The sequence below is a fragment of the Ruegeria sp. HKCCA4008 genome (assembly GCF_013033125.1).
Lineage (GTDB): Bacteria > Pseudomonadota > Alphaproteobacteria > Rhodobacterales > Rhodobacteraceae > Ruegeria.
The window spans coordinates 16,218-37,097 of the sequence record NZ_WQDM01000008.1; the positions used below are offsets into that span (position 1 = coordinate 16,218).

The following is a 20,880-nucleotide window of genomic DNA, read 5'->3' on the forward strand; positions in this document are numbered from 1 at the left end:
TGCCCCGTAAAATTGGGCCACTACTTTGGCCGAGAGGGGGGAACAAGGGATGGCTCGGAAGCGATACTCGGACGAAGACATTCTGAAGCTGCTGCGTGAGATTGAACTGAAGCTGGCAGATGGCGATGATGTTCGGACAGCCTGTCGTGGTGTCGGTGTCAGCGATGCGACCTACTACAATTGGCGGCGTCGGTTCGGTGGCATGGGCAAGTCGCAACTGTCGGAGTTGCGCAGCCTGGAGAAAGAAAATGCTCGGCTGAAGAAGATCGTGGCCGAACTGGAACTGGACAAGCTGATCCTCAAAGAAAGTCTGAACTACCTAAAACCGAGGGCCTGACGACGAGCCAACTTCGTCAGGCCGTCATTCATGCTCGCCAGAAGCTCGGCACATCAGAGCGTCGCACCTGCAAGGTGGTCGGCCTTGCACGCAGCTCCATGCAATACCAGGCCGTAGAGAAGAACGATGATGCTCTTCGACTGGCCATGATCCGTCTGGCCAAGAGCTATGGCCGGTATGGCTACCGTAAGGTGGCGCAGCTACTTCGGGTCGAGGGCTGGCGTGTCAATCACAAGAAGGTAGAACGGCTGTGGCGGGAGGAAGGTCTGCAACTCCCGCAGCGGCACAAGAAGAAGCGTCGCCTGTACCACAAGGACAGCTCGATCATTCGACTCCGACCGACGCATCCCAACCATGTCTGGAGCGTCGATTTCGTTCACGACAAGCTGAGCAATGGGCGGAGCTACAAGATGCTCACGGTTTTGGATGAATACACCCGCCAGGCGCTTGCAGTGGAAGTTCGGACCCGCATGGGTTCTAAAGATGTGCTGGAGGTTCTCTACGGGCTGTTCCTGCGCCACGGAAAGCCTGATTTCGTTCGAAGCGATAACGGCCCAGAGTTCTCTTCACGAGCGACCCAGAGTTGGCTCGAGAAGGTCGGTGTGAACCCGATCCGGATCTACCCGGGCTCTCCCTGGGAGAACGGATACAACGAGAGGTTCAATGGAACGCTCCGCCGCGAGGTTCTCAATTCCGAATGGTTCACAACGACCAAGCAGGCACAGATCGTGATCAACTGCTGGCTCAGGCAATACAACCACACCCGACCGCATCAGGCCCTCAACATGCGCCCACCAGTCCCCGAAACTCTAGTCCGAAATGGCCCAGAACACGGGGGCTAGACACTGCGCTCCGCACAAACGACGGCAACGCGCAAAAAGTTGATTTTGCAAAGAACAGCGTGCGGCGACTGCCGGCGTTACCGGCGAGCAGGCGCGGTGGCATCAGAACGGGTTTAATTTGTACTGCAACAGAGCCAGAAGGCGTCCTCACGCTTTGGAGATTTTCGAGCCATTGGAACTGGTTGCCAACGTGTTCCGTGGGAATCGAAATTGATCAAGACCAGCTTTGTCGAAATACTAGCCTCACTATTCAGCGCTGAACCAGATCGGCGATGTGTAAGCACGGTCTTGGACTTCTGCGGGAACCGCCTCGGGCAGCGGTATATCGTAGAAAGCTGCGTCTATGGTCGTCCATCGCGGCTTTGGAATTTCGATCACTCTCACATAGTAAAACGCGTTGTTGTTCGGGTCAAAATCTGGGTCTTGCCAATAACCGGCGAGTTCCACGGAACCGATTGAGTTGCTGTATGTCGCGTTTTCAATGTCTACCGTCGAGCCTACTGGTTCGCGTGCACGACCATCCTCTCCAATCTCTCGGCCATCGGAGACGGCCACGTCGAAGATCCGCTCATGGGTTTCGCCACTCTCGTCGATCCAGCCTTTGATAATTTGGACTCGGTCGAGGTTCGCGCCATCTGGGTCGCGCAGCGCCCGGATCAGGAAGCTGGGAGAAACCCCATCCGGCGCGTTCCTAAGGTCTCCGCCCATCGGCACGCCGTTCTTATACCCGTTGGAAACAAAATCCGAGGCGTACAGATCATCGGCATCAAAATTCCAACCGCCAAAGACCCGGACTCGCATTCGCGGCCCGGTCGTAGCGTAGGCCTCTTTGCGCTTGATTGCTCCGTGGACTTCCTCGCGGGTGTTTTTGCGCGCCCAAACAGCGGTGAGGCCTGCAGCCGATTCTTGCGCCGTAATGATGCGCAATGCCGGGTCTTCGGCCGGGATTACATCAAAGTTGTGACGGTTCGCTGAAGGCTCTGTGTGTTGGTACTTACCAAAGTAGTTGTCTTCCCGCGTGGTCGGGAGCGCGGTGTGCGTGTCCGTCGTGCCGTAGAAGCCGAACTTGAATGGGTTAACGCCTGTCTCCCGCTGAACTTCGAGCCCGACCTTCAAGGCAGAGCGCCCATACTCGTAGCGCAACATTTCAGGGGTCTTTGCGACGGTGCCCGAGATATTCGCAACGTCCCAGGTTTCGAAATCCGCAAACTCATCATCAGGTGACAGGAATGGGTGCGTTTCCTCGTCCCCCTTGATCTGAGTTACCTCATGCATCGGCTCCCAACGAATGCGTTTGGCGGCGTATTCCGCGTCCATAGGTGTGCCGTCGAATTTCGTAGGCGCGAACATTATTCCATTGGATATATTTCCGTTATGGGGAACAGATACTGCGCTTCCACCCGTCTCTTCTTCGTACGCAGCCAGATAGTCCCACAACGGCTCAGGGTCTTCGCTTTCAAAATAGGTAAATGGGCGGGTTCGACCGGTCTTATCGGCGCCGTCTCCGAAGATCACCACCCGGTGGAGATTGTTACCTCTCGGAGTTGATGTCCACTCGTACCCAGCCAATGATGTGAAGACGCCGGGTTCGTAGTATTCGTCGACCGTTTCCACGATTTGTTGCCAAAGGTCACCGTCCAAATCCAATCCAGCGGTCGGGTCTCGCCCTTCGATTGATGCGATTTCGATGATATCAGCGAACGCCTCCATCCGACCTTCTTGCCCGGAATTGAACCTTTCGTAGGTCAAACGACCCCACTCGTCAGCCAAAAGCCGAGGGTCAGCTGCTCGAACGGCGGTCGCAAGTCCCAACATTTCCGCGTGTTCAGTAATCGCGAGGAAATCGAGGGGCCTAATGAGTTGAACAGGTTGTCCGGTGTTTGAGGTTATCCTCTCACCGCGGGCCACGCGGAAGGCGTCGTGGATGTTCAGAGAAGTCCCAACAAGCCCTGCGTCGAATGAGATTTCAGTATGGAAGTGAAGATCACCGAATAGAACCTGATCAGGATAAGATCGGTCAACAAACGGAGAGTAGGTCTGTGCAGGAACCACCTTATCTGGAGGTACTTCGCCTTCAAAGCCAACTGCTTGCGTTCCTAATGAAAGCGCCAAGGCGGTTGCAGCATGCAACATAATCGTGGGTTCAAAATGAGTTTTCATGACTGCCCCCCAGACAAAAAAACCAAAGCAAAAGTGTACGACAAAGCATGCATAAAATCAAATATTCAAGTTAGTGGGGTCCGCCGGCCCCCATCCGCGCGCGTGGACCTGTCCAAGACTCGATTTTATAGGTTTGCTTTAGGCTGATTGCGGCCCTGAGGAGCAAGAATGCAAATGGATGCAAAGTCCGCATAACAGACTTGAAAGCACTTGAACCGCTGGTCCAGGAGTGGCACCCCGAAAGGGAACCAGCGTCACTTAGGAAACGTCATATGAAAAACCTTATTCTAACGTGCTGCTTTGGAACTATTTCCCTATGTTTCACAGCGTTTCCGTTGACTGCACAGCCGCGGCTAGGTTGGGCGTATCAAGTTGATGGGCTTGCCGCTTTTCAAGGGGATGCGGATTTGAGCGGCGGTGGCGAATTCTCTGCAAGTCGAACATTTCTTCGTGCGACCGCACTATACAATCTGGACGGAGGAAATTCAGTTGGGCTTTCCACCAGCTTTGGCAAGCTGGATTATCGCTTCAGCCAATCGAACAACCAGCCATGGGAAAACATCCGTGACCTCCGCGTCGCTGTTCCTGTGCGGCTTCGAGTGAGTGATACAGCAACAGTTTTTGTGTCGCCACAGATCAGATGGGACTATCAAAGCGGGGCCTCCTCATCTGAAGGAAGAACCCATGGTATTTTTGCAGGAATTGCTTGGCAACTGAGCGAGCGCTTGACGATAGGTCCGGCCTTTGGCGCGTTTTCTCAATTTGACGAAAGCGGTACAGATTTTTTTCCAGCCCTGCTGATCGACTGGGACATAAACGATCGCTGGAACTTGAATACTGGCTCTGGTGTAGGAGCGACGCAAGGTCCTGGACTGACACTGAGTTACGCGTTGAATGACACCTTGGACATTTCGTTGACCGCGCGATCGGAAAGGATTCGATTCAGGTTGGATGGGGACGGCCTTGCCCCGAATGGTGTGGGTGAGGATAAAAGTATCCCTGTAGTCCTATCTGTTGGGTACAACCCGAACCCTGGGGTTTCATTAAGTGTCTTTGCTGGCGCAGAATTTGACGGCCGCCTGACGCTAGATGATGCGAATGGATTGGAAATTAATCGTCAGAGCTATGAAACAGCGCCATTGGTTGGGCTGGCGTTCAGAGTCAGGTTCTGACCACAGCATTGAGCCAGTTTGCCAGTTGTGTGCGGAGTTTTTCTCGCGGCTGAGTTCACGCGTCTAATTTGTCCACATAGGGGGCGTTCATCCCAAGTGCAGCGAACGACTGCAACGAGCCTAATCTGTCTTATGCTTCGGAACAGCCGAAGTCCGCATGTCTTAGGAGACCATCACGGCACGCGCCTTCGCAATGACCCTAAGCCAACGTGGAATAAACCTCGGCAACTCGCTGAACGGTCCAAAAGCAGGCGATAGCCGCACACCCACCGGCTAAGCCCACTCGTACGGACATCCACAAACTGGAGTTCACGCGCCGACACATTATCAAGGCGGGCCAGAGTGCAAGAATAATGGCAACTTGGCCAAGCTCGACGCCAAGATTGAAAGCAAGCAGGCTTTGCCAGATGTTTGGAGATGTGACCTGCAAGATCTTGTGCAACACAAAGCTAAACCCAAGCCCGTGCAAGAGGCCAATCAGCGTTGTCAGAAGCACCATCGTGACCTCAGAGCGCGCGCTGTCCTTAAAACTCATAAACGCTGCGACGGCTGCAAATATGATGGAAAGCGCGATCCCGGTTTCGACGGCAGGAACAAACCACGCGCCCGATGGCACAAACCCGAAGAACCCCAGCGACAAAGTTACGCTATGTCCAACGGTAAAACCGGTTGCACGCAGCAATAGTGCCCTGAGTGTCTGCGCTCCGATGACCAAACACACAACAAATAAGACATGATCCAACCCTTCGAGGATATGTCGTATGCCTTCCCAGACGAAACTGAGGAATCCTCCATACCCCTTCTTCTGAACCACCAATGGTTCAGTCATCAGGCCCCGAGATCGGAATATCTGAGGCGTGTCAGACGCGTAGTCGAGAATGAGGTTGGCCGTTTGGTGCTGATCCGGCAAGCCGGGGTCTAGCACGTTAGAAATGCTGTACGATTGGATCGGGCCGTCAGTCTCATAATACAGGACGAGATCGACAATCGTATCACCAACAAAAAGCGGTGGCGTTAAGGCCGTTTCGGTGTCCACCGCCTGTTGAGCTTCGGCCAAAGTTGCAAATCCGGGCTCATTTCCAACGCGATGCAAGCGAACGGACTTAACTGTTCCTCTCAAGCGCTGATTGTCGCCCAACAGATGCAACCCACCTTCCGCGAATTGCCCCAGCCCATTGGGATCGCTCATGACAGCCGGCAAGTCGACGAAGTGGACCACCTGACCATCGCTCATGGCATTGGTAGTGAATGGTGCAGCTTCCGGCAAGGCATCTCCATTCTGATCACCGACCTTGTCTGCAACCAGATAAGGCATGGGCGTACGCATGTAGACACGCAGACCGCCCTCGGAATGCTCGACATGCGAAATTCGAACGTTGAGGTTAAGCAAAAAATGCGCAGAGGCTGACAGCGTCAGTGATAAAAGCACACCGACAAACAGAGCGCCGAAAGTAAAAACCTTTGATCTTAAATACTTATGCATTTGGATCGCGAGCCTCGATTACAGTTAATCCATCCAGCTTCCATTGCCCTGACTCAGCTACGACCTCGGCTAGCACCCGAAACGTAACCGCGCGTATATGGGCGTGTCCCCAATGACCGCCTTGGGCTTTCACTGTCCATTTTGCCAGAGTGCTAAATCCACCCGGTTTGAGGGTCGGGTCAACGCGCTCTAATTTCAGGTCTCTAATATCAGTAACCGTGGCAAGACTGCCTCCTGGCGTTCGGATCACGAGACCACGCTCTACCTCTGTTGCGATGTCGCCCAGAGATGCCGCCGTTACAATGTGGGCCAGCTCTGCCTTTCTTGCTGCCGGCGAAGTTTCCAGGGTCACCGTGTTCAAGTTTTTGACCATCGAGCGCAGTATGTCTTCCGCAACCTGCTGCTCAGGGGGCTCGGGCTTGTTCCAAAGTAATTCCGGCAAATATCCCGAAAATACAAACGTTGCCGAAGCAGCGGCAATCATAGTCACGCAACTGGCACGCTTTGCGACTTTGTCCCTGGTTAGCAGGAGAAAACCGAGTGAAACGGCGCTGATAATCCCGGCGATCAACGCCATAGCCGGGTTCTGCCGTTTCTGCTGCTCAAATGGAATCTGAGTAACAGATGCTCTTTGGTATTGGAGCAGGTGGTTCTGCCAGTGAAACTGAGGGTCCGCAGGTGTCACAGCTCCAAAGAATGGCCCAGCGATATCGTTTGAAATGGTCGCAACGCGGGAAATTTCCTCGTTAAACATATCCCATGTGACTGTCACCTGATCGGGAAGTTCTACCGATGAGAAGGACAGGATAGCTCCGATAAACGCATTGTTCACGGACACATCCTTTCCAGGCTCGACAACCTGATAACCCTGCGATGTCAGTTCCAAGAGCTTTGCTGTAGCGTTCGACGGTTGCACTAATTTGCCATCAATTGTCACCGGGTTACGAGAAGCAAGGAAGGACGCCGCTTGGTTTACGATCATGGCGCTACGCTGTGGCGAAAGTGTTTGACCGACTTCGGTAGTTTCACCAATCCAAGGCGCCAGTTCACGCAAGCGGATCAGCGTCTCATGCCGAACTTCACGAGGTTCGATGTAGAGAAAGGTGGATGTCCCGTCCTGCGCTTTTCGATTTAGGCTTTCAGCAGAAAAACGGCTATCCCACGGATCAGGCCAGTGAATCTTTAACTCTGCCGGCTTTGACAAGAAGCTAAAATCGGTGACCGGAACCTCACGGTCAAAAACCTGCATCCCGATAGTCGCCAGTGGTTCACCATCCCGCGATGGAGGCATTATAGTCAGCTCGTTGGGAACTGTGTTTTGAAACGGAAAGAACACTCTGATGAACAGAACACGCGGATCTTTTGGCGGGCTGGGAACAATTTGACCCGAGAATGGATTCCGCTGACCTGCAAGTGGCGAGGCCCGGTCGATGCGTGTTCGGTATTCTAAATTTCTGATTTCAGCGTTTAGGGGCTGATTGTCTCTTCCAACAATCGATAGCGCCCGACTTTCGGCTTGGGCAAAACCTTGATTGGTCTCTTGTTTAGCCTCCGGCTTACTCTCGACGAAATCCGATGACCAACCGATTGGCAACATATCAGTAAACAACGGAATATCTTCGATATAGATCTCAAGGTCGACGTAGACCCCATCGTCTTTGATATGAAGGACAGCGATGTTGGGGGCGACTTCTGATCCGTTAGTCAGAACGACATCCGCCGAAACGGCGCGTGCACCTGAGGCCATCAGGCTCAGCATCAGACATAGTCGGCACAGATACTGCCAAATCGGAATTTTGTTCACCCCTGAACTTTAATTTTCCGGCATTGGCGGTGGCGTGTAACCATCCCATTTGCCCGCTTTGACTTTGTCGGACGGCTCTTTTTCTTTTGAACGCGGGGCATTGATATACTCGTCGCTCACAGCTGGTGGCAGTGCATAGTCATCAACACTCGCTTCCCGAACAACGATCTGGTCCTTGGTTACGTTGATCACCTGAAGATCTCGTGCGAGTGTGAGTGGACCATCGTAAGTCGAACGTACACCTTCCAAAATCGCCTGAAAATTCTCGGGTGAAAGAACAGAATGATACCCCAGCGCCATACGCGGTTCGACCGCAGACATCACTTTGCCAAACGCCGCAGGTTCGGTATGAACGCGCGTGGCTACATAGGTTGCCTGTTTCATGTCCCAGCCAAAGTATGGGGCCAAAGCGTCAGGTGGCAGAAAAGCCTCGTGAGAAGCGATATCCGCCCCTTTGGCATATTCTACGTACCATTTGTTTGGGTAAGTATCTCCGCCAAAGACGTATTTCAGCCCATTCCATTCCAGAGAATAACTCACCGAGCCATCTAAGCTGTGGATAGCAGGCCAGGACCGGATAGTTACGTCGTTCTCCTGATAAACGATCTCGTTTTCCTGCATGTAATCGAATTCGGTAACTTCAAGCTTGGCACCATCATCCGGCAGCGCCCCCGTACGTGTGGCCAGATCCCAAGCATAGGCTTTTGACATGCCTTCTACATAGGCTTTGGTGCCCAGTTCATCCTCTGATCCGGACGGGCCGAAGACGCGGAGCGGAGTATATCTGCCCGAAAGCCAACCCCCAACATGAAGACCCATGAAGTCTCCAACGTGGTCGACATGCAAATGACTGAAAAAGACCTTATCGACCTTCGCAAAATCCGGTCTCAATGAAAACAAGTTTCCAGTTGCACCCGTGCCCACGTCAAACAGGAAAACGTCTCCATTTCCTAGTTCAACATAAAATGAAATCGAAACGGCAGCTTTGGTTTGGTTTGGCATCCCTGTCCCCAATGCCGTGATACGCATCTCATCCGCGCCAAGGATTTCAGTGTTGGGAAAGTATGACGCGGGATAAACACCGTTTTCAATTGCAGAAGCAGTTCGACCAGTCGGCAGCGCGTTTTGCGCTGAAGCGGTGCCAGCCAACGACAAACCCAATGCCAATAGTGCGCCAGTCGTGGAATTCATAATGCTATTCATTGATCCCCCCTTTTCTGCATGGCGTTTGGGAGAGCACGATGTCGTGAACTCCCAGTCAACCATAGACTTCTCTACGGTAAGTCCATAGACTACTCTATGTCAAACAAAGAATGCTGTAATCTGAATGTCAGAAACTATCACCCGAGCCTCACCCAAAAACGCCGCGACCAAAGAAGACTGGATATTGCTGGCCTACAAAGTCCTGAACGAGGGCGGCGTTTCCGCGATAAAAGTCGTACCAATGGCAAAGCGACTGAACCTGACAAGCGGTAGCTTTTATTGGCATTTCAAAAACGTCCGTGAGCTTTTGGATGAGGTTCTCAGATATTGGGAGCAGGAACTGACTGACAAAGTGATCGCACAGGCAAAGACATTTGGCGGCCCCCCGGAAGACCGAATTCTTCTTCTTATGAAAAAGGTCATTGAAGAGGACGCCGCATTGCCAGATCACGCTGTCTCAGTCTGGGCGAATACCGATGAGAAGGTGAAAGAATCGTATCAAAGAACCATCGGCAAACGCTTCCAATTTGCCGCCTGGATGTTTGAACAGGCCGGTTTCTCGAATGAGGAAGCGAAAGCGCGTGGAAGACTCATGGTCACGTCGCTAATGGGAGACTCTTCGACTGGTCTGAAGGCGCAAGGCGATTGGGAAAAGGTCATCGAACGGGAACACGCAATTCTTGTCGGAAAGTAGAAAAAAGTCAGGATAATAGCCAGATTAGGATGCTTGCTGGAAACGGAACACTAGTTTTACCAGCCTCATGACCCATTGGGTTAAGTTATGCGGCGTGATTCACGGTTCGAAAACGAGCGATTAACATGTCTGATCACTTCTGACTAACGGACACGCAGATGGCGCGTCTTGAGCCTTTCTTCTCGCAGTCCCACGGGAAACCTCGCGTCGATGACAAGCGTGTTTTGAGTGGGATTATATTCATTAATCGTAACGGGTTAAGATGGCGTGATGCACCCAAGGAATACGAGCCACACAAGACCTTGTACAACTGTTGGAAGCGGTGGAGTGATAAGGGCATCTTCGCGGAAATGATGATGGGCCTGTCCGCCGATCACGGCGAAGAAAAGACCGTGGTGATTGATGCGACCTATCTGAAGGCGCACCGCATGGCATCCAGCCTCGGGGTCAAAAAAGGGGGCGATGACGACTGATACACTGCCTGGCAGGCGCATCTAAAGGATGCTGCCGAGAGGGGACGCACCAAAGGCGGCATGAACACGAAGCTAGATGCCATCTGTGACAGCCAGGGGCACCCGTTGAACTTCTTTATGACCGCCGGTCAGGTCAGTGATGATACCGGTGCAAAGGCCCTGCTAAACGGTCTGCCGGACGTGGATTGGCTGCCTGGAGATCGTGGATATGATGCCGATTGGTTCAGAGAAGCGTTACAAGACAAAGGGATAAAGGCCTGCACACCTGGTCGAAGACAGCGAAAGAAGCCCATCCGATACGACAAGCGACGCTACAAACGTCGCAACCGTATTGAGATCATGTTCGGCTGGTTGAGAGATTGGCGGTGAGTTGCAACACGATACGACCGCTTCCCGAAGGCTTTCCCGTTAGCAATCGCACTCGCGGCTATCGTCATATACTGCTTATGAGCCCTGAGCCTAGCGCTTGTAATTCCAACTCTCGAACCTTGCTAAGTTCCACGTCGCGCAACTTACGTGCCGTTGCTTTGTGCTAAACACCTCCAAGGCTTCTTGTGATGCTTCGACCAAAAAGTTTGCCCATCTCTGGATCAGTGGTGCCCATTAAAAATTTGGGCGTAGACATCCTAACCCGCCAAGCCGTACCGGGTCCGCTTGGTTGCTCAAGGTTCCTATCATTACTCATGGCCTGCTTTTCGTGTTTTAAATTCGTCGTTTAAGTCCACCACCCCCGTGACACCAGGCACGCCAAATGATCACTAAAATAAAGACTTACAAAAACTGGCGACCCCGGCAGGATTCGAACCTGCAACCTGCCCCTTAGGAGGGGGCTGCTCTATCCAGTTGAGCCACGGGGCCGCGCCCTGCCTTCTGTAACCGGGAATTTCCGTGTTGTCATCGCCTTTGCACAATTGTTGTACACACCGACCTGTTCGCGCTAGCATCGGACAAAACAACTACGCAGGTGCCTCCCGTGAACAGTGAAACTAAACGCCCGCTTACCCTTCGTGATGTGTCCGAGGCTTCCGGTGTCTCAGAGATGACGGTGAGCCGGGTTCTGCGTAACAGGGGGGATGTGTCCGACGCCACCCGCACCCGCGTTCTGGCGGCCGCGAAAGAGCTGGGATATGTCCCCAACAAGATCGCGGGCGCGCTGGCATCCAGCCGGGTCAACCTGGTCGCGGTAATCATCCCCTCGCTTTCGAACATGGTATTTCCCGAGGTGATGACCGGCATCAATCAGGTGCTGGAAGATACCGAACTGCAACCCGTGGTTGGCGTGACGGATTATCTGCCCGAGAAAGAGGAAAAAGTGCTGTACGAGATGCTCTCGTGGCGACCCTCGGGCGTGATCATTGCCGGGCTGGAACACACCGACGCGGCCCGCGCCATGCTGGATTCGGCGGGCATTCCGGTGGTCGAGATCATGGATACCGACGGCAAACCTGTCGACGCGATGGTGGGCATCTCGCATCGCCGCGCCGGGCGCGAGATGGCGCAGGCGATTCTGAAGGCCGGGTATCAACATATCGGCTTCATGGGCACCAAGATGCCATTGGATCACCGTGCCCGAAAACGCTTTGAAGGGTTTACCGAAGTGCTGGGCAAACACGGGATCGAGATCGAAGATCGCGAGTTCTATTCCGGTGGCTCTGCCCTGGCCAAGGGGCGCGAGATGACACAGGCCATGCTTGACCGGTCGCCCGATCTGGATTTCCTGTATTATTCCAACGACATGATCGGCGCCGGTGGTCTGTTGTACCTGCTGGAACAAGGCGTAGATATTCCGGGGCAGATCGGTCTGGCCGGGTTCAACAACGTGGAACTTTTGCAGGGTCTTCCGCGCAAATTGGCGACGATGGATGCCTGTCGTCTGGACATAGGACGTCAGGCCGCGCAGATCATCGCTGAACGCCTGAAGGACCCGGATTCCGAAATCGAGACACGGGTCACGCTGACCCCCAAGATCAGCTATGGCGATACCCTGAAACGACGATGAACGCCCCCCTGAAGCGGCTCGACAACCGGACGGCCCGCGCCATTTTTCTGGATCGCCATGCTTTGGCCGAACAGCCCGCGGGTGCGGCCAAGGGCGCCGGGCTTCTGGACCTTGTCCAGCGGTTGGGGTTCGTGCAGCTCGACAGCATCAACACGGTTGCCCGCGCTCATGACATGATCCTGTTTTCCCGACGGCCTGCCTATCGCAGCGCCAACCTGAAAAGGCTCTATGAAAGGGAAAAAGCGCTGTTCGAACACTGGACACATGATGCGGCCGTGATCCCGATGTCGTTCTATCGGCACTGGCATCTGCGCTTTCAGCGTGATGCGGATCTGTTGAAGGCCCGTTGGAAGAACTGGCGGCGGGATGGGTTCGAGCAACAATTCGAGACTGTCTTGCAACACATCCGCGACCACGGGCCCGTGTGTTCGTCAGACGTTGGCAAGGATGAAAAGAAAGGCTCGGGCGGTTGGTGGGACTGGCACCCGTCAAAAACCGCATTGGAGTTTCTGTGGCGCTCCGGGGCCCTGACCGTTGTGGGCCGCGACGGGTTTCAGAAACGGTATGATCTGACCGAACGTGTGATCGAAACCCACCTGTGCCCCGGGAACATGGCCTGTGATGCGACGGCGACCGTGGATTGGCTGTGCAACGCCGCGCTGGACCGGTTGGGGTTTGCCACTTCCGGAGAGCTGGCCGCGTTCTGGGGCACGGTCAGCGCCGCCGAAGCCAAAGACTGGTGTGCCACGGCGTTGGCTCAAGGAAATATCGAAGAAATAGAAATCACCTGCGCCGATGGACGCCTGCGCAAAACCTTTGCCCGCCCCGAGTTGAAGGATCGGGCAACCGACTTGCCGCAACCGCCCGGTCGGATCCGTGTGCTCAGCCCGTTTGATCCCATGCTTCGGGACAGAAACCGGGCCGAGCGGCTGTTTGGCTTTCACTATCGCATCGAAGTTTTCGTGCCCGAAGCCAGGCGCATATATGGGTATTACGTCTTCCCCTTGCTTGAAGGCGATCGATTGATCGGCCGGATCGACATGAAGGCGCATCGCGATCGCGACCTGCTGCATGTCAAAGCGCTCTGGCCCGAACGCTGGGTGCGCTGGTCTGACGCCCGCAGCCGACGCCTGAACGCCGAGCTGGACCGGGTGCGCCGACTGGCAGGCGTCACCCAAGTGGAATTTGCAAGGGGCTGGCTGAAAGACCCTAAATAGGGCCTATTCCCCGTCCGTCAGGGTCAGTTTGATCGGTTCCAGCCCGTCAATCTCTCCTGTTATGATGTCGCCGGCCACAACCGGGCCTACGCCGGCCGGGGTACCTGTCAGGATCAGATCGCATGGGCGCAGATGGTAGAAACCGGACAGATGGCTGACGATTTCATCGATCTTCCAGATGAGCTCTTCCAGGGTAGCGTCCTGCCGCAATTCGCCGTTCACGCTCAGCCGGATATGTTTGCCATCGTCCGGCGACCAGTCCGCGGCAGGGGTCAGCGGCGCGAAGACTGCTCCGTTTTCGACGTCCTTACCCAGATCCCAAGGCCGCTGTTTGTCCCGCTCGCGGAGTTGCAGATCGCGGCGTGTCATGTCGAGCGCACAGCCATAGGCATAAACCGCATCCCAGGCCTGCGCGCCGGAGGCACGAAACACCGGTTTTCCGATTGCCAGCGCCAGCTCCATCTCGTGATGGTAATTATTCGTCCCCGTCGGGTACGGAACCGTCGCGCCGGACAGGATCGCGTTTGGCGCGGATTTTGTGAAATAGAAGGGCGCTTCGCGATCCACCTCATTCCCCATCTCTGCTGCGTGCGCGGCATAGTTTCGCCCGACGCAGAAAATGCGTCCGACGGGATACCCGGCCGTCTCGCCAACAACAGGAATGGTTATGGGATCGGGAAGGGAAAACCGGTTGTCTGACATCGTGGTTCCTGAATTTTTCATCGCTGCCATCTTACGCCTGCCAGAGCCGCCAGCAAGCCGGGAATGCACGCTGGATTTCGCCAATATCCAAGAGTTGTTTCAGCGCGAACCTGCTCAATTCTGACCTGAACGCCCAGTGCCGTTCCAATGCTGTTTCACATCCGTCTTTATTGATGCACCGGAACTTGGGCAGATCGGAATTTAACTTGGCTCTGGCGCAAGTCGGGCTAGGTCTTAAATAGGAATTGCGGGGCGCATCTATCTTGAGGTGTGCGATGGCAGCAAATCACCGCACATGCGGGAACATTCGGCCAGAATGACGCCAAGTCATGCCTTGCGGACCAGGTTTTACTTCGGCAATTGCCCAAGACTGTTTCGGAGAGCAAAGGAGCACGGCCTTTCCCCCAAAAAGGCCAAAAGGCCCTAATCAGAGCCACATTTCCGGCTCGCCATATACTCCGATGCGCAGGCCGGACCGTCAGGCAAGGCGTGACGCAACCGGCCTCAGGCCAGGCCAAACCCAAATCCAAGTCTGGCCACCCCGTCGGAGATCGCCCCTAAAATCTCCGGCGGGGTCCTTGCAGATGACACCCATGTTCTGCCCCCGGCATCAGGTATCCAGGTCGTTCAACTCGTTAAGAAGATCCAGCAACAATTCGTGTTTTTCCGGCCCCAGGCGGGAACGAATGCGTTCCGCCTGCGCCATGCTGGCGGGCTGATTGGCGTGAATGATCTGAACGCCACGCTCGCCGATCTCGACAATCTGGCGACGCCGGTCAGCCGGGTGGCATCGTCGGGAGATCAGGCCGCGATGCTCCAGTTTTTGCAGTATCCGTGTCAGGCTTGGCAACAACAGACAGGCGCGTTCGGCAATATGCGTCGGTTCCTGCGGGCCTTCTTCGTTCAACACGCGCAACACGCGCCACTGCTGTTCGGTGACACCGGCGTCGGCCAGCATTGCTCGGATGGGTCCCATAACCTTTTCCCGCGCCCGCAAAAGCGCAATGGGCAAAGATCGCGACGTCAGTGGGAGGTCGTCGGTCATGCCAAAATTATCGCCGAAATCCGCGATTTACGCAAGGGAACCCTCGGTCTTCGGTTTGAAGCACAAGAACCGCCGGGACGCCGCCGCCCTTGCGTGACGCGCCTTTGCCGCCGTCAATCCGATGACGCCAAATTGCATTAAAACTGGACAATTTCGCGCCACGGAAGAAGATGTGGAAACGGCCGCTTTCGCGACCACGTGGCGCCGAAGGTTTTGCAACAAAGGAAACAGTATGGCTGCGCAGCAGAACGCGTTCAAACAGGCTCTGAAAAGGGGAGATATGCGGATCGGGTGCTGGATGAGCTTTGCGGAGCCCATAGCGGCCGAGATGATGGGAACCGCCGGTTTTGATTGGCTGGTAATCGATGGAGAGCATGCCGCAAACGATATCCGGTCGATCCGGGACCAGCTTCTGGCGCTTGCGGCAAGCGACTCTCATGCGGTTGTGCGGGTTCCCGTGGGTGAGACTTGGCTGATCAAGATGGTTCTGGATGCGGGTGCTCAGACCGTTCTGGTTCCGATCGTGGAAAGCGCCGAGCAGGCGCAAGAGCTGGTTCGGGCCTGCCGTTATCCCCCTGCCGGTGTCCGTGGCGTGGGCGCGATGGCATCGCGGGCGACGATGTACGGATCGGTCGGAGATTATATTCAGACCGCAGATCAGGAGATTTGCCTGTTGTTGCAGGTGGAAACCCGCGCCGGAATTGCTGCTCTGGACGACATTCTGGATGTTGAAGGCGTGGATGGCGTATTCATTGGCCCTGCCGATCTGTCGACCGATATGGGCCATCAGGGCAACAGCGCGGCACCCGAGGTGCGAGCGGTTATCCGGGATGCACTGGCCCGGATCAAGGCCGCAGGCAAAGCGCCGGGCATTCTGGCCACAAATGATGAGGCCCGTCAGGCATATCTGGATATGGGCGCACAGTTCTTGGCGGTTGGCATTGATGTAATGCTGTTGACGCAAACGGCACGTGATCTCGCCGCACGATGGAAAGCCGACTGAACGTTCAACGGGCCATGGCCGCTGCGGCCTGGGCGTATCCGCCCGAGGCACCGTCGACGAAATGCACATGATCGTCCCGTGTGGCCGACGGGACGAAACAGGTCATCATCGCCTCGTCCTGCACGTGCAGACCGTATCGGATTTTGCCGCGCCCGCGCGCTTCTTTAAGCAAGTGTTCGATCTGTCGCAAAGTGGCCGGGTCACAATCCAACGTCATCTTCAGGCCGTCATCGAACTTGCGAAAATCGGCATTGCTGCTGACCATCGTCCTGTAATGTTCGGGTTCGAACTGTCCCAGCTTCTTGCTTGTTTTGAACAATATCGCGATCAGCAGGTTCTGAAACAGAAGAACGAGCTTGTGCAGAAACAAATTTCGCCCGTCGCGCGAAACATGCGCATCAATGTCGAGGCCGGGGGGCGGCCAACTCATGGGCGGACCACTCATCGGCACCGGATGACCTGCGCGCTCCAGCTCTTCTGACGCGGACAGAACCGATTGCGCAAGGTCGGCAAAGTCGCGTTCAGTTGCCGACGCAGTGGGTTCAACGACCAGTGACACGATCTGACCGTGCCGCGCCGGGCTGTTGGACCATCTGCATGACAGGCCTGTCAGGTCTGGTTGCGCACCCGGTTCGGCAGGCGCGATCATATGATGACCCGCTTTCATCTCTGCCTCGGCCCAGGCCAAGCCTCCGCCAGAGAACATGGCATAATCCACCCCGGAAGAAGGCGCAAAACGAGCGACGCGCAAGTCCCTGCCGGCTTTTCGGATATCCGCCACCGACACCAGCGCCGCACGCAACGGCATGGAAAACTCTTCTTCCGCCCAGCGCCGCATGGCTGACAGAGTATCCCGCGCTGCTTCAACTTCGCTGGGGGGGATCGCAAACGCCGCCCCGTCGCCGCCAAAGACATAGGGAAACAACTTGCCGTCCATCGCGTTTATCATCGCCGAGATAACGGCAGCCCCCACGGTGTTGACGGTTTTGTATCGTCCCCGCGCGATCTCGCCGGTTGAATCGACAATGTCGGCGACCCCCAGAAACCAGTCGTCGGGCATCGGCGAAAACTGTGCCGGGTCCGCCAGACGGGTGAAATCCCTCAACAGGGGCAGGTTTTCGTAAAATGCGGAATGGAGGTCTTTCATTTTCCCCCTCGAAATCAAACTTCTGGCAATGATAGCCGGAATGCGGCCCGAGTCCTCGTTTTGAAACATAGTACACATGCTTGTGCGTTGCATCATTGCGTGCCAAGCATTCCTTTCGGATGAGCGGAAAAGAGGCGGGATATGCAGGCGGGTTTGGTGGTTTTGTGCCTGGGCTATGTGCTCAGCCAGTTTTTCCGTGCATTTCTGGCTGTGCTCAGCCTGGATCTTGAACGCGATATCGGTGCTACACCCGAAGATCTGGCTTTTGCATCCGGCCTTTGGTTTCTGGTGTTCGCTGCAATGCAAATCCCGGTCGGCTGGGCGCTGGACAAGGTTGGGCCCAGGCTGACCGCAGCCGCGCTTCTTCTGGTTGGCGGTGCAGGAGGATCCGCAATTTTTGCGGTCGCGACCTCACCGTTGCATGTCAGTGTTGCCATGGGCCTGATCGGGGTTGGGTGCTCTCCGGTTCTGATGGCTTCCTATTTCATCTTTGCCCGCGAATACCCGCCTGCGAAATTCGCGACGCTGGCCGCCGTCATGCTGGGTGTTGGGTCAGTGGGCAATCTCGTCGCCTCTTATCCGACTGCGCTTGCGGTCGAATGGATGGGATGGCGCGCCACCATGGTTGGGCTGGCCGTGATATCTGCTGCGATTGCTTTGGGTATTTGGCTGAGCCTGCGCGATCCAGCGAAGGTTGATACGGAACACAAGGGTTCACTTCTGGACCTGCTGAAAGAGCCTGCACTGTGGCTGATCATGCCTTTGATGCTGGTGGCCTATGCGCCTTCTGCCGCGCTGCGCGGGCTATGGGCCGGGCCGTATCTGAACGATGTCTTCGGGCTCAACACCACCCAGATCGGCACCGCGACTCTGGTCATGGGGTCTGCGATGATCGTCGGCACCTTTGTCTACGGACCGCTGGATCGCGTCTTCGGCACTCGGAAATGGGTTATCTTCACGGGCAACGCGCTGGGTGTCGTGGCACTGACCCTGCTTTGCGTTTGGATCGACCATGCCACATGGCTGTCCGTTCTGCTGTTGGCCATCATAGGGTTCACCGGGGCCAGTTTTCCGGTCATCATGGCCCATGGTCGGGCCTTCGTTCCCGCCCATCTGGTGGGCCGAGGCGTAACCCTGTTGAACCTTTTCGGAATCGGAGGGGTCGGCATCGCCCAATTCGTCACCGGGCGCATTCATGCCGCCACTACCCAGGCCGGAACGACCGCGCCCTACACCGCGATTTTCGGGTTTTTTGCCGTAACCCTTGCCTTCGGTTGCGTGATATATCTATTCAGCCGGGATAATGTGGATTGAAGCAATTGCGGAGCAAGCCGTGCAGGATATCGAGGTTATAGCGCCGAACCTGAAACACAGCCTCTCCGGCGTCACCACAACCGTCATCCGCCTGTTGCCGATTCAAAAGCATATGATCAGGATCGTCGCCACAGGACCCGGCTTGCCGGGCGATCTGCCCCATATCCGGTTGATCAAAATTCCGTTCCTTTCGAACAGAACGCTCCGGGTGTGGCATGCGCGGCGCAACACCGAAATGCTGATGGGTTTGTTTCTGAAACATGTGCTGCGACGCAATCTGAAACTTCTGTTCACCTCGGCTGCGCAACGAAATCATTCGGGGTTCACCAAATGGCTGATTTCCAAGATGGATGCGCTGATCGCCACAACGCCGCAAGCGGCGTCGTTTCTGGACCATCCCGCAACCGTCATCATGCACGGTGTGAACACCGAACTGTTTCACCCGGCAGAAAACAAAACCGCCCTGCGGCAGAAACTGGGGCTGCCAGAAGGGACCTTGATCGGGTGTTTCGGGCGCATTCGACCTCAGAAAGGTGTCGATCTTCTGGTGGATGCGGCGATCGAGGTTCTGCCGAACCATCCCGACGCCAGCATCGTGTTCACCGGGCGCGCCACCAAAGAATTTGAAGCGTTCCAACAGGAACAGGAGGCCAAGCTCAAAGCTGCCGGGCTGTCGGAACGGGTGCACTTCCTGGGCGAGCGTCCCTGGGAGGAAATCGTTGAAACCTACCGCGCTCTGGACCTGTTCGTGGCCCCGGCCCGTCACGAAGGGTTCGGCCTTACACCGCTTGAGGCGATGGCCTCCGGCGTGCCTGCAATCGCCTGCCACGGGGTCGGAGCCTTCAGCGCCCAGATCGAGGACGGGAAAACCGGCCGCTTGATCGAAAAGGACAACGCCGGGGCGCTGGCCGAAGCACTGGAACAGATGTTGAGCGATCCGGACAAGCTGGTGCAATCCGGTCAGGCCGCAAGACAGCGTGTCGAGCAGCATTTTCGAATCGAAGGTGAGGCCGAGGCCATCGTGCAGGTCTATCGGTCTTTGCTGAACACGGGTGAAAACGCGCATTCGGGTTAAAATCGACGTCAATTCGGCCAAATCACCCGTGATAGCCCTTTTTTCTTTGCTGCAACGCGGCTATGAACGCGCGTCCTTAACTTTGGAGACATGAAATGGGCTATCGCGTCGTTGTCGCCGGCGCCACGGGTAACGTGGGCCGCGAAATGCTGAACATTCTGGCGGAACGCCAGTTCCCCGTCGACGAACTTGCCGTGCTGGCAAGCCGTCGTTCGCTGGGTACGGAAGTAAGCTTTGGCGACAAGACACTGACCACCCAGGACATCGACACCTTCGATTTCACCGGCTGGGACATGGCCCTGTTTGCCATCGGCTCGGACGCAACCAAGACCTATGCCCCCAAAGCGGCTGCGGCTGGCTGTGTGGTGATCGACAACTCGTCGCTGTATCGCTATGACCCCGACATCCCTCTAATCGTGCCGGAATGTAATCCGCAGGCGATCCACGACTACAAGAACAAGAACATCATCGCCAACCCGAACTGTTCGACCGCGCAGATGGTGGTGGCACTTAAGCCGCTGCATGATCGCGCCAAGATCAAGCGCGTCGTGGTGTCGACCTATCAGTCGGTGTCGGGCGCGGGCAAGGAAGGCATGGATGAACTTTGGGATCAGACCAAGGCGGTTTACAACCCCACCACGGACGTGCCGCCGAAGAAATTCCAGAAGCAGATCGCCTTCAACGTCATCCCTCAGATCGACGTCTTCATGGATGACGGCTCGACCAAGGAAGAATGGAAGATGGTTGTCGAGACCAAGAAGATCGTCGACCCGTCGATCAAGGTCACCGCGACCTGTGTCCGCGTGCCGGTTTTCGTCGGCCATTCCGAGGCTGTGAACATCGAGTTCGAGGAATTCCTGGACGAAGACGAAGCCCGCGACATCCTGCGCGAAGCACCTGGCATCATGGTGATCGACAAGCGCGAAGCGGGTGGCTACGTCTCGCCGGTCGAATGCGCGGGTGATTTCGCCACGTTCATCAGCCGTATCCGCCAGGATTCGACCATTGAGAACGGTCTGAACCTGTGGTGCGTCAGCGACAACCTGCGCAAGGGCGCCGCCCTGAACGCGGTGCAGATCGCGGAACTTCTGGGCCGCGAGGTTCTGAAAAAGGGCTGACATCCCGATTTTCGTCAAAGCTTGAAAACCAGGAAACCCGCTGATTGTTCAGCGGGTTTTTTTGTTTTCCAATAGCCGGTTTACAGACGACG

Annotated in this window: 17 protein-coding genes, 1 tRNA gene and 1 pseudogene; 11 read left to right on the forward strand and 8 right to left on the reverse strand. The window is 55.7% G+C overall.

Annotated elements, in window-relative coordinates:
• Positions 1-49 precede the first annotated feature (49 nt).
• Both GOW60_RS16185 and GOW60_RS16190 read left to right on the forward strand, forming a co-directional pair.
• Positions 50-337, forward strand: coding sequence for a transposase (locus tag GOW60_RS16185; RefSeq protein ID WP_171127984.1), 288 nt, complete (start codon positions 50-52; stop codon positions 335-337).
• A 26-nt stretch (positions 338-363) separates the two neighbouring features.
• On the forward strand, positions 364-1,179 hold the full coding sequence (locus GOW60_RS16190) for an IS3 family transposase (RefSeq protein ID WP_371813374.1): 816 nt from the start codon (positions 364-366) through the stop codon (positions 1,177-1,179).
• Between the two features lie 246 nt (positions 1,180-1,425).
• Here GOW60_RS16190 and GOW60_RS16195 read toward each other — a convergent pair whose 3' ends face one another.
• Entirely contained in the window at positions 1,426-3,339 is a 1,914-nt protein-coding gene (locus GOW60_RS16195; protein WP_171230077.1) for a DUF3604 domain-containing protein, read from the reverse strand.
• Between the two features lie 272 nt (positions 3,340-3,611).
• Here GOW60_RS16195 and GOW60_RS16200 point away from each other — a divergent pair, with 272 nt between their 5' ends.
• Positions 3,612-4,511, forward strand: coding sequence for a hypothetical protein (locus GOW60_RS16200; RefSeq protein ID WP_254443993.1), 900 nt, complete (start codon positions 3,612-3,614; stop codon positions 4,509-4,511).
• A gap of 199 nt (positions 4,512-4,710) precedes the next feature.
• On the opposite strand, the gene GOW60_RS16205 is transcribed toward GOW60_RS16200, so the two are convergent.
• Genes GOW60_RS16205 through gntH form a run of 3 tightly spaced genes read right to left on the reverse strand, consistent with a single transcriptional unit; the run spans position 4,711 to position 9,001 of the window.
• Positions 4,711-5,994: a HupE/UreJ family protein gene (locus GOW60_RS16205; protein WP_171230078.1), complete on the reverse strand. Its 1,284-nt coding sequence runs from the start codon at positions 5,992-5,994 to the stop codon at positions 4,711-4,713.
• Entirely contained in the window at positions 5,987-7,753 is a 1,767-nt protein-coding gene (locus GOW60_RS16210; protein ID WP_171230079.1) for a hypothetical protein, read from the reverse strand. Before GOW60_RS16210 ends, GOW60_RS16205 begins: the two co-directional genes overlap by 8 nt.
• A gap of 54 nt (positions 7,754-7,807) precedes the next feature.
• Positions 7,808-9,001, reverse strand: coding sequence for a guanitoxin biosynthesis MBL fold metallo-hydrolase GntH (gntH, locus tag GOW60_RS16215; RefSeq protein ID WP_171230080.1), 1,194 nt, complete (start codon positions 8,999-9,001; stop codon positions 7,808-7,810).
• Between the two features lie 184 nt (positions 9,002-9,185).
• Here gntH and GOW60_RS16220 point away from each other — a divergent pair, with 184 nt between their 5' ends.
• Positions 9,186-9,695, forward strand: coding sequence for a TetR/AcrR family transcriptional regulator (locus GOW60_RS16220; protein WP_171230081.1), 510 nt, complete (start codon positions 9,186-9,188; stop codon positions 9,693-9,695).
• Between the two features lie 125 nt (positions 9,696-9,820).
• Positions 9,821-10,618, forward strand: a pseudogene (locus GOW60_RS16225) (IS5 family transposase).
• Between the two features lie 331 nt (positions 10,619-10,949).
• Here the strand turns inward: GOW60_RS16225 and GOW60_RS16230 are convergent.
• Positions 10,950-11,026 (reverse strand) — tRNA-Arg (locus GOW60_RS16230).
• Between the two features lie 115 nt (positions 11,027-11,141).
• Here GOW60_RS16230 and GOW60_RS16235 point away from each other — a divergent pair.
• Both GOW60_RS16235 and GOW60_RS16240 read left to right on the forward strand, forming a co-directional pair.
• Positions 11,142-12,167 (forward strand): LacI family DNA-binding transcriptional regulator, encoded by a 1,026-nt coding sequence (locus tag GOW60_RS16235; RefSeq protein ID WP_152459531.1) that lies wholly within the window; start codon positions 11,142-11,144, stop codon positions 12,165-12,167.
• On the forward strand, positions 12,164-13,384 hold the full coding sequence (locus GOW60_RS16240) for a winged helix-turn-helix domain-containing protein (protein ID WP_171230082.1): 1,221 nt from the start codon (positions 12,164-12,166) through the stop codon (positions 13,382-13,384). The genes GOW60_RS16235 and GOW60_RS16240 overlap by 4 nt, the downstream gene beginning before the upstream one ends.
• A gap of 3 nt (positions 13,385-13,387) precedes the next feature.
• Here GOW60_RS16240 and GOW60_RS16245 read toward each other — a convergent pair whose 3' ends face one another.
• Positions 13,388-14,086, reverse strand: coding sequence for a fumarylacetoacetate hydrolase family protein (locus GOW60_RS16245; RefSeq protein WP_171230225.1), 699 nt, complete (start codon positions 14,084-14,086; stop codon positions 13,388-13,390).
• Positions 14,087-14,696: 610 nt separating this feature from the next.
• On the reverse strand, positions 14,697-15,131 hold the full coding sequence (gene hpaR / locus GOW60_RS16250; protein WP_170345758.1) for a homoprotocatechuate degradation operon regulator HpaR: 435 nt from the start codon (positions 15,129-15,131) through the stop codon (positions 14,697-14,699).
• Positions 15,132-15,363: 232 nt separating this feature from the next.
• On the opposite strand from hpaR, the gene GOW60_RS16255 reads away from it, so the two are divergent.
• Positions 15,364-16,134: an aldolase/citrate lyase family protein gene (locus GOW60_RS16255; protein ID WP_171230083.1), complete on the forward strand. Its 771-nt coding sequence runs from the start codon at positions 15,364-15,366 to the stop codon at positions 16,132-16,134.
• A 4-nt stretch (positions 16,135-16,138) separates the two neighbouring features.
• On the opposite strand, the gene GOW60_RS16260 is transcribed toward GOW60_RS16255, so the two are convergent.
• The gene (locus GOW60_RS16260; protein ID WP_171230084.1) at positions 16,139-17,281 is read right to left on the reverse strand and encodes a DUF3095 domain-containing protein; all 1,143 of its coding nucleotides are present in this window, start codon (positions 17,279-17,281) and stop codon (positions 16,139-16,141) included.
• Positions 17,282-17,422: 141 nt separating this feature from the next.
• On the opposite strand from GOW60_RS16260, the gene GOW60_RS16265 reads away from it, so the two are divergent.
• The 3 genes from GOW60_RS16265 to GOW60_RS16275 all read left to right on the forward strand — a co-directional run bounded on the left by GOW60_RS16265 (position 17,423) and on the right by GOW60_RS16275 (position 20,788).
• Positions 17,423-18,595 (forward strand): MFS transporter, encoded by a 1,173-nt coding sequence (locus tag GOW60_RS16265; RefSeq protein WP_171230085.1) that lies wholly within the window; start codon positions 17,423-17,425, stop codon positions 18,593-18,595.
• Positions 18,585-19,670, forward strand: a complete 1,086-nt coding sequence (locus GOW60_RS16270) for a glycosyltransferase family 4 protein (RefSeq protein ID WP_217355600.1) — start codon at positions 18,585-18,587, stop codon at positions 19,668-19,670. The genes GOW60_RS16265 and GOW60_RS16270 overlap by 11 nt, the downstream gene beginning before the upstream one ends.
• A 95-nt stretch (positions 19,671-19,765) precedes the next feature.
• Complete coding sequence (locus GOW60_RS16275) at positions 19,766-20,788, forward strand: aspartate-semialdehyde dehydrogenase (RefSeq protein ID WP_152459539.1); 1,023 nt, start codon at positions 19,766-19,768, stop codon at positions 20,786-20,788.
• Positions 20,789-20,880 lie beyond the last annotated feature (92 nt).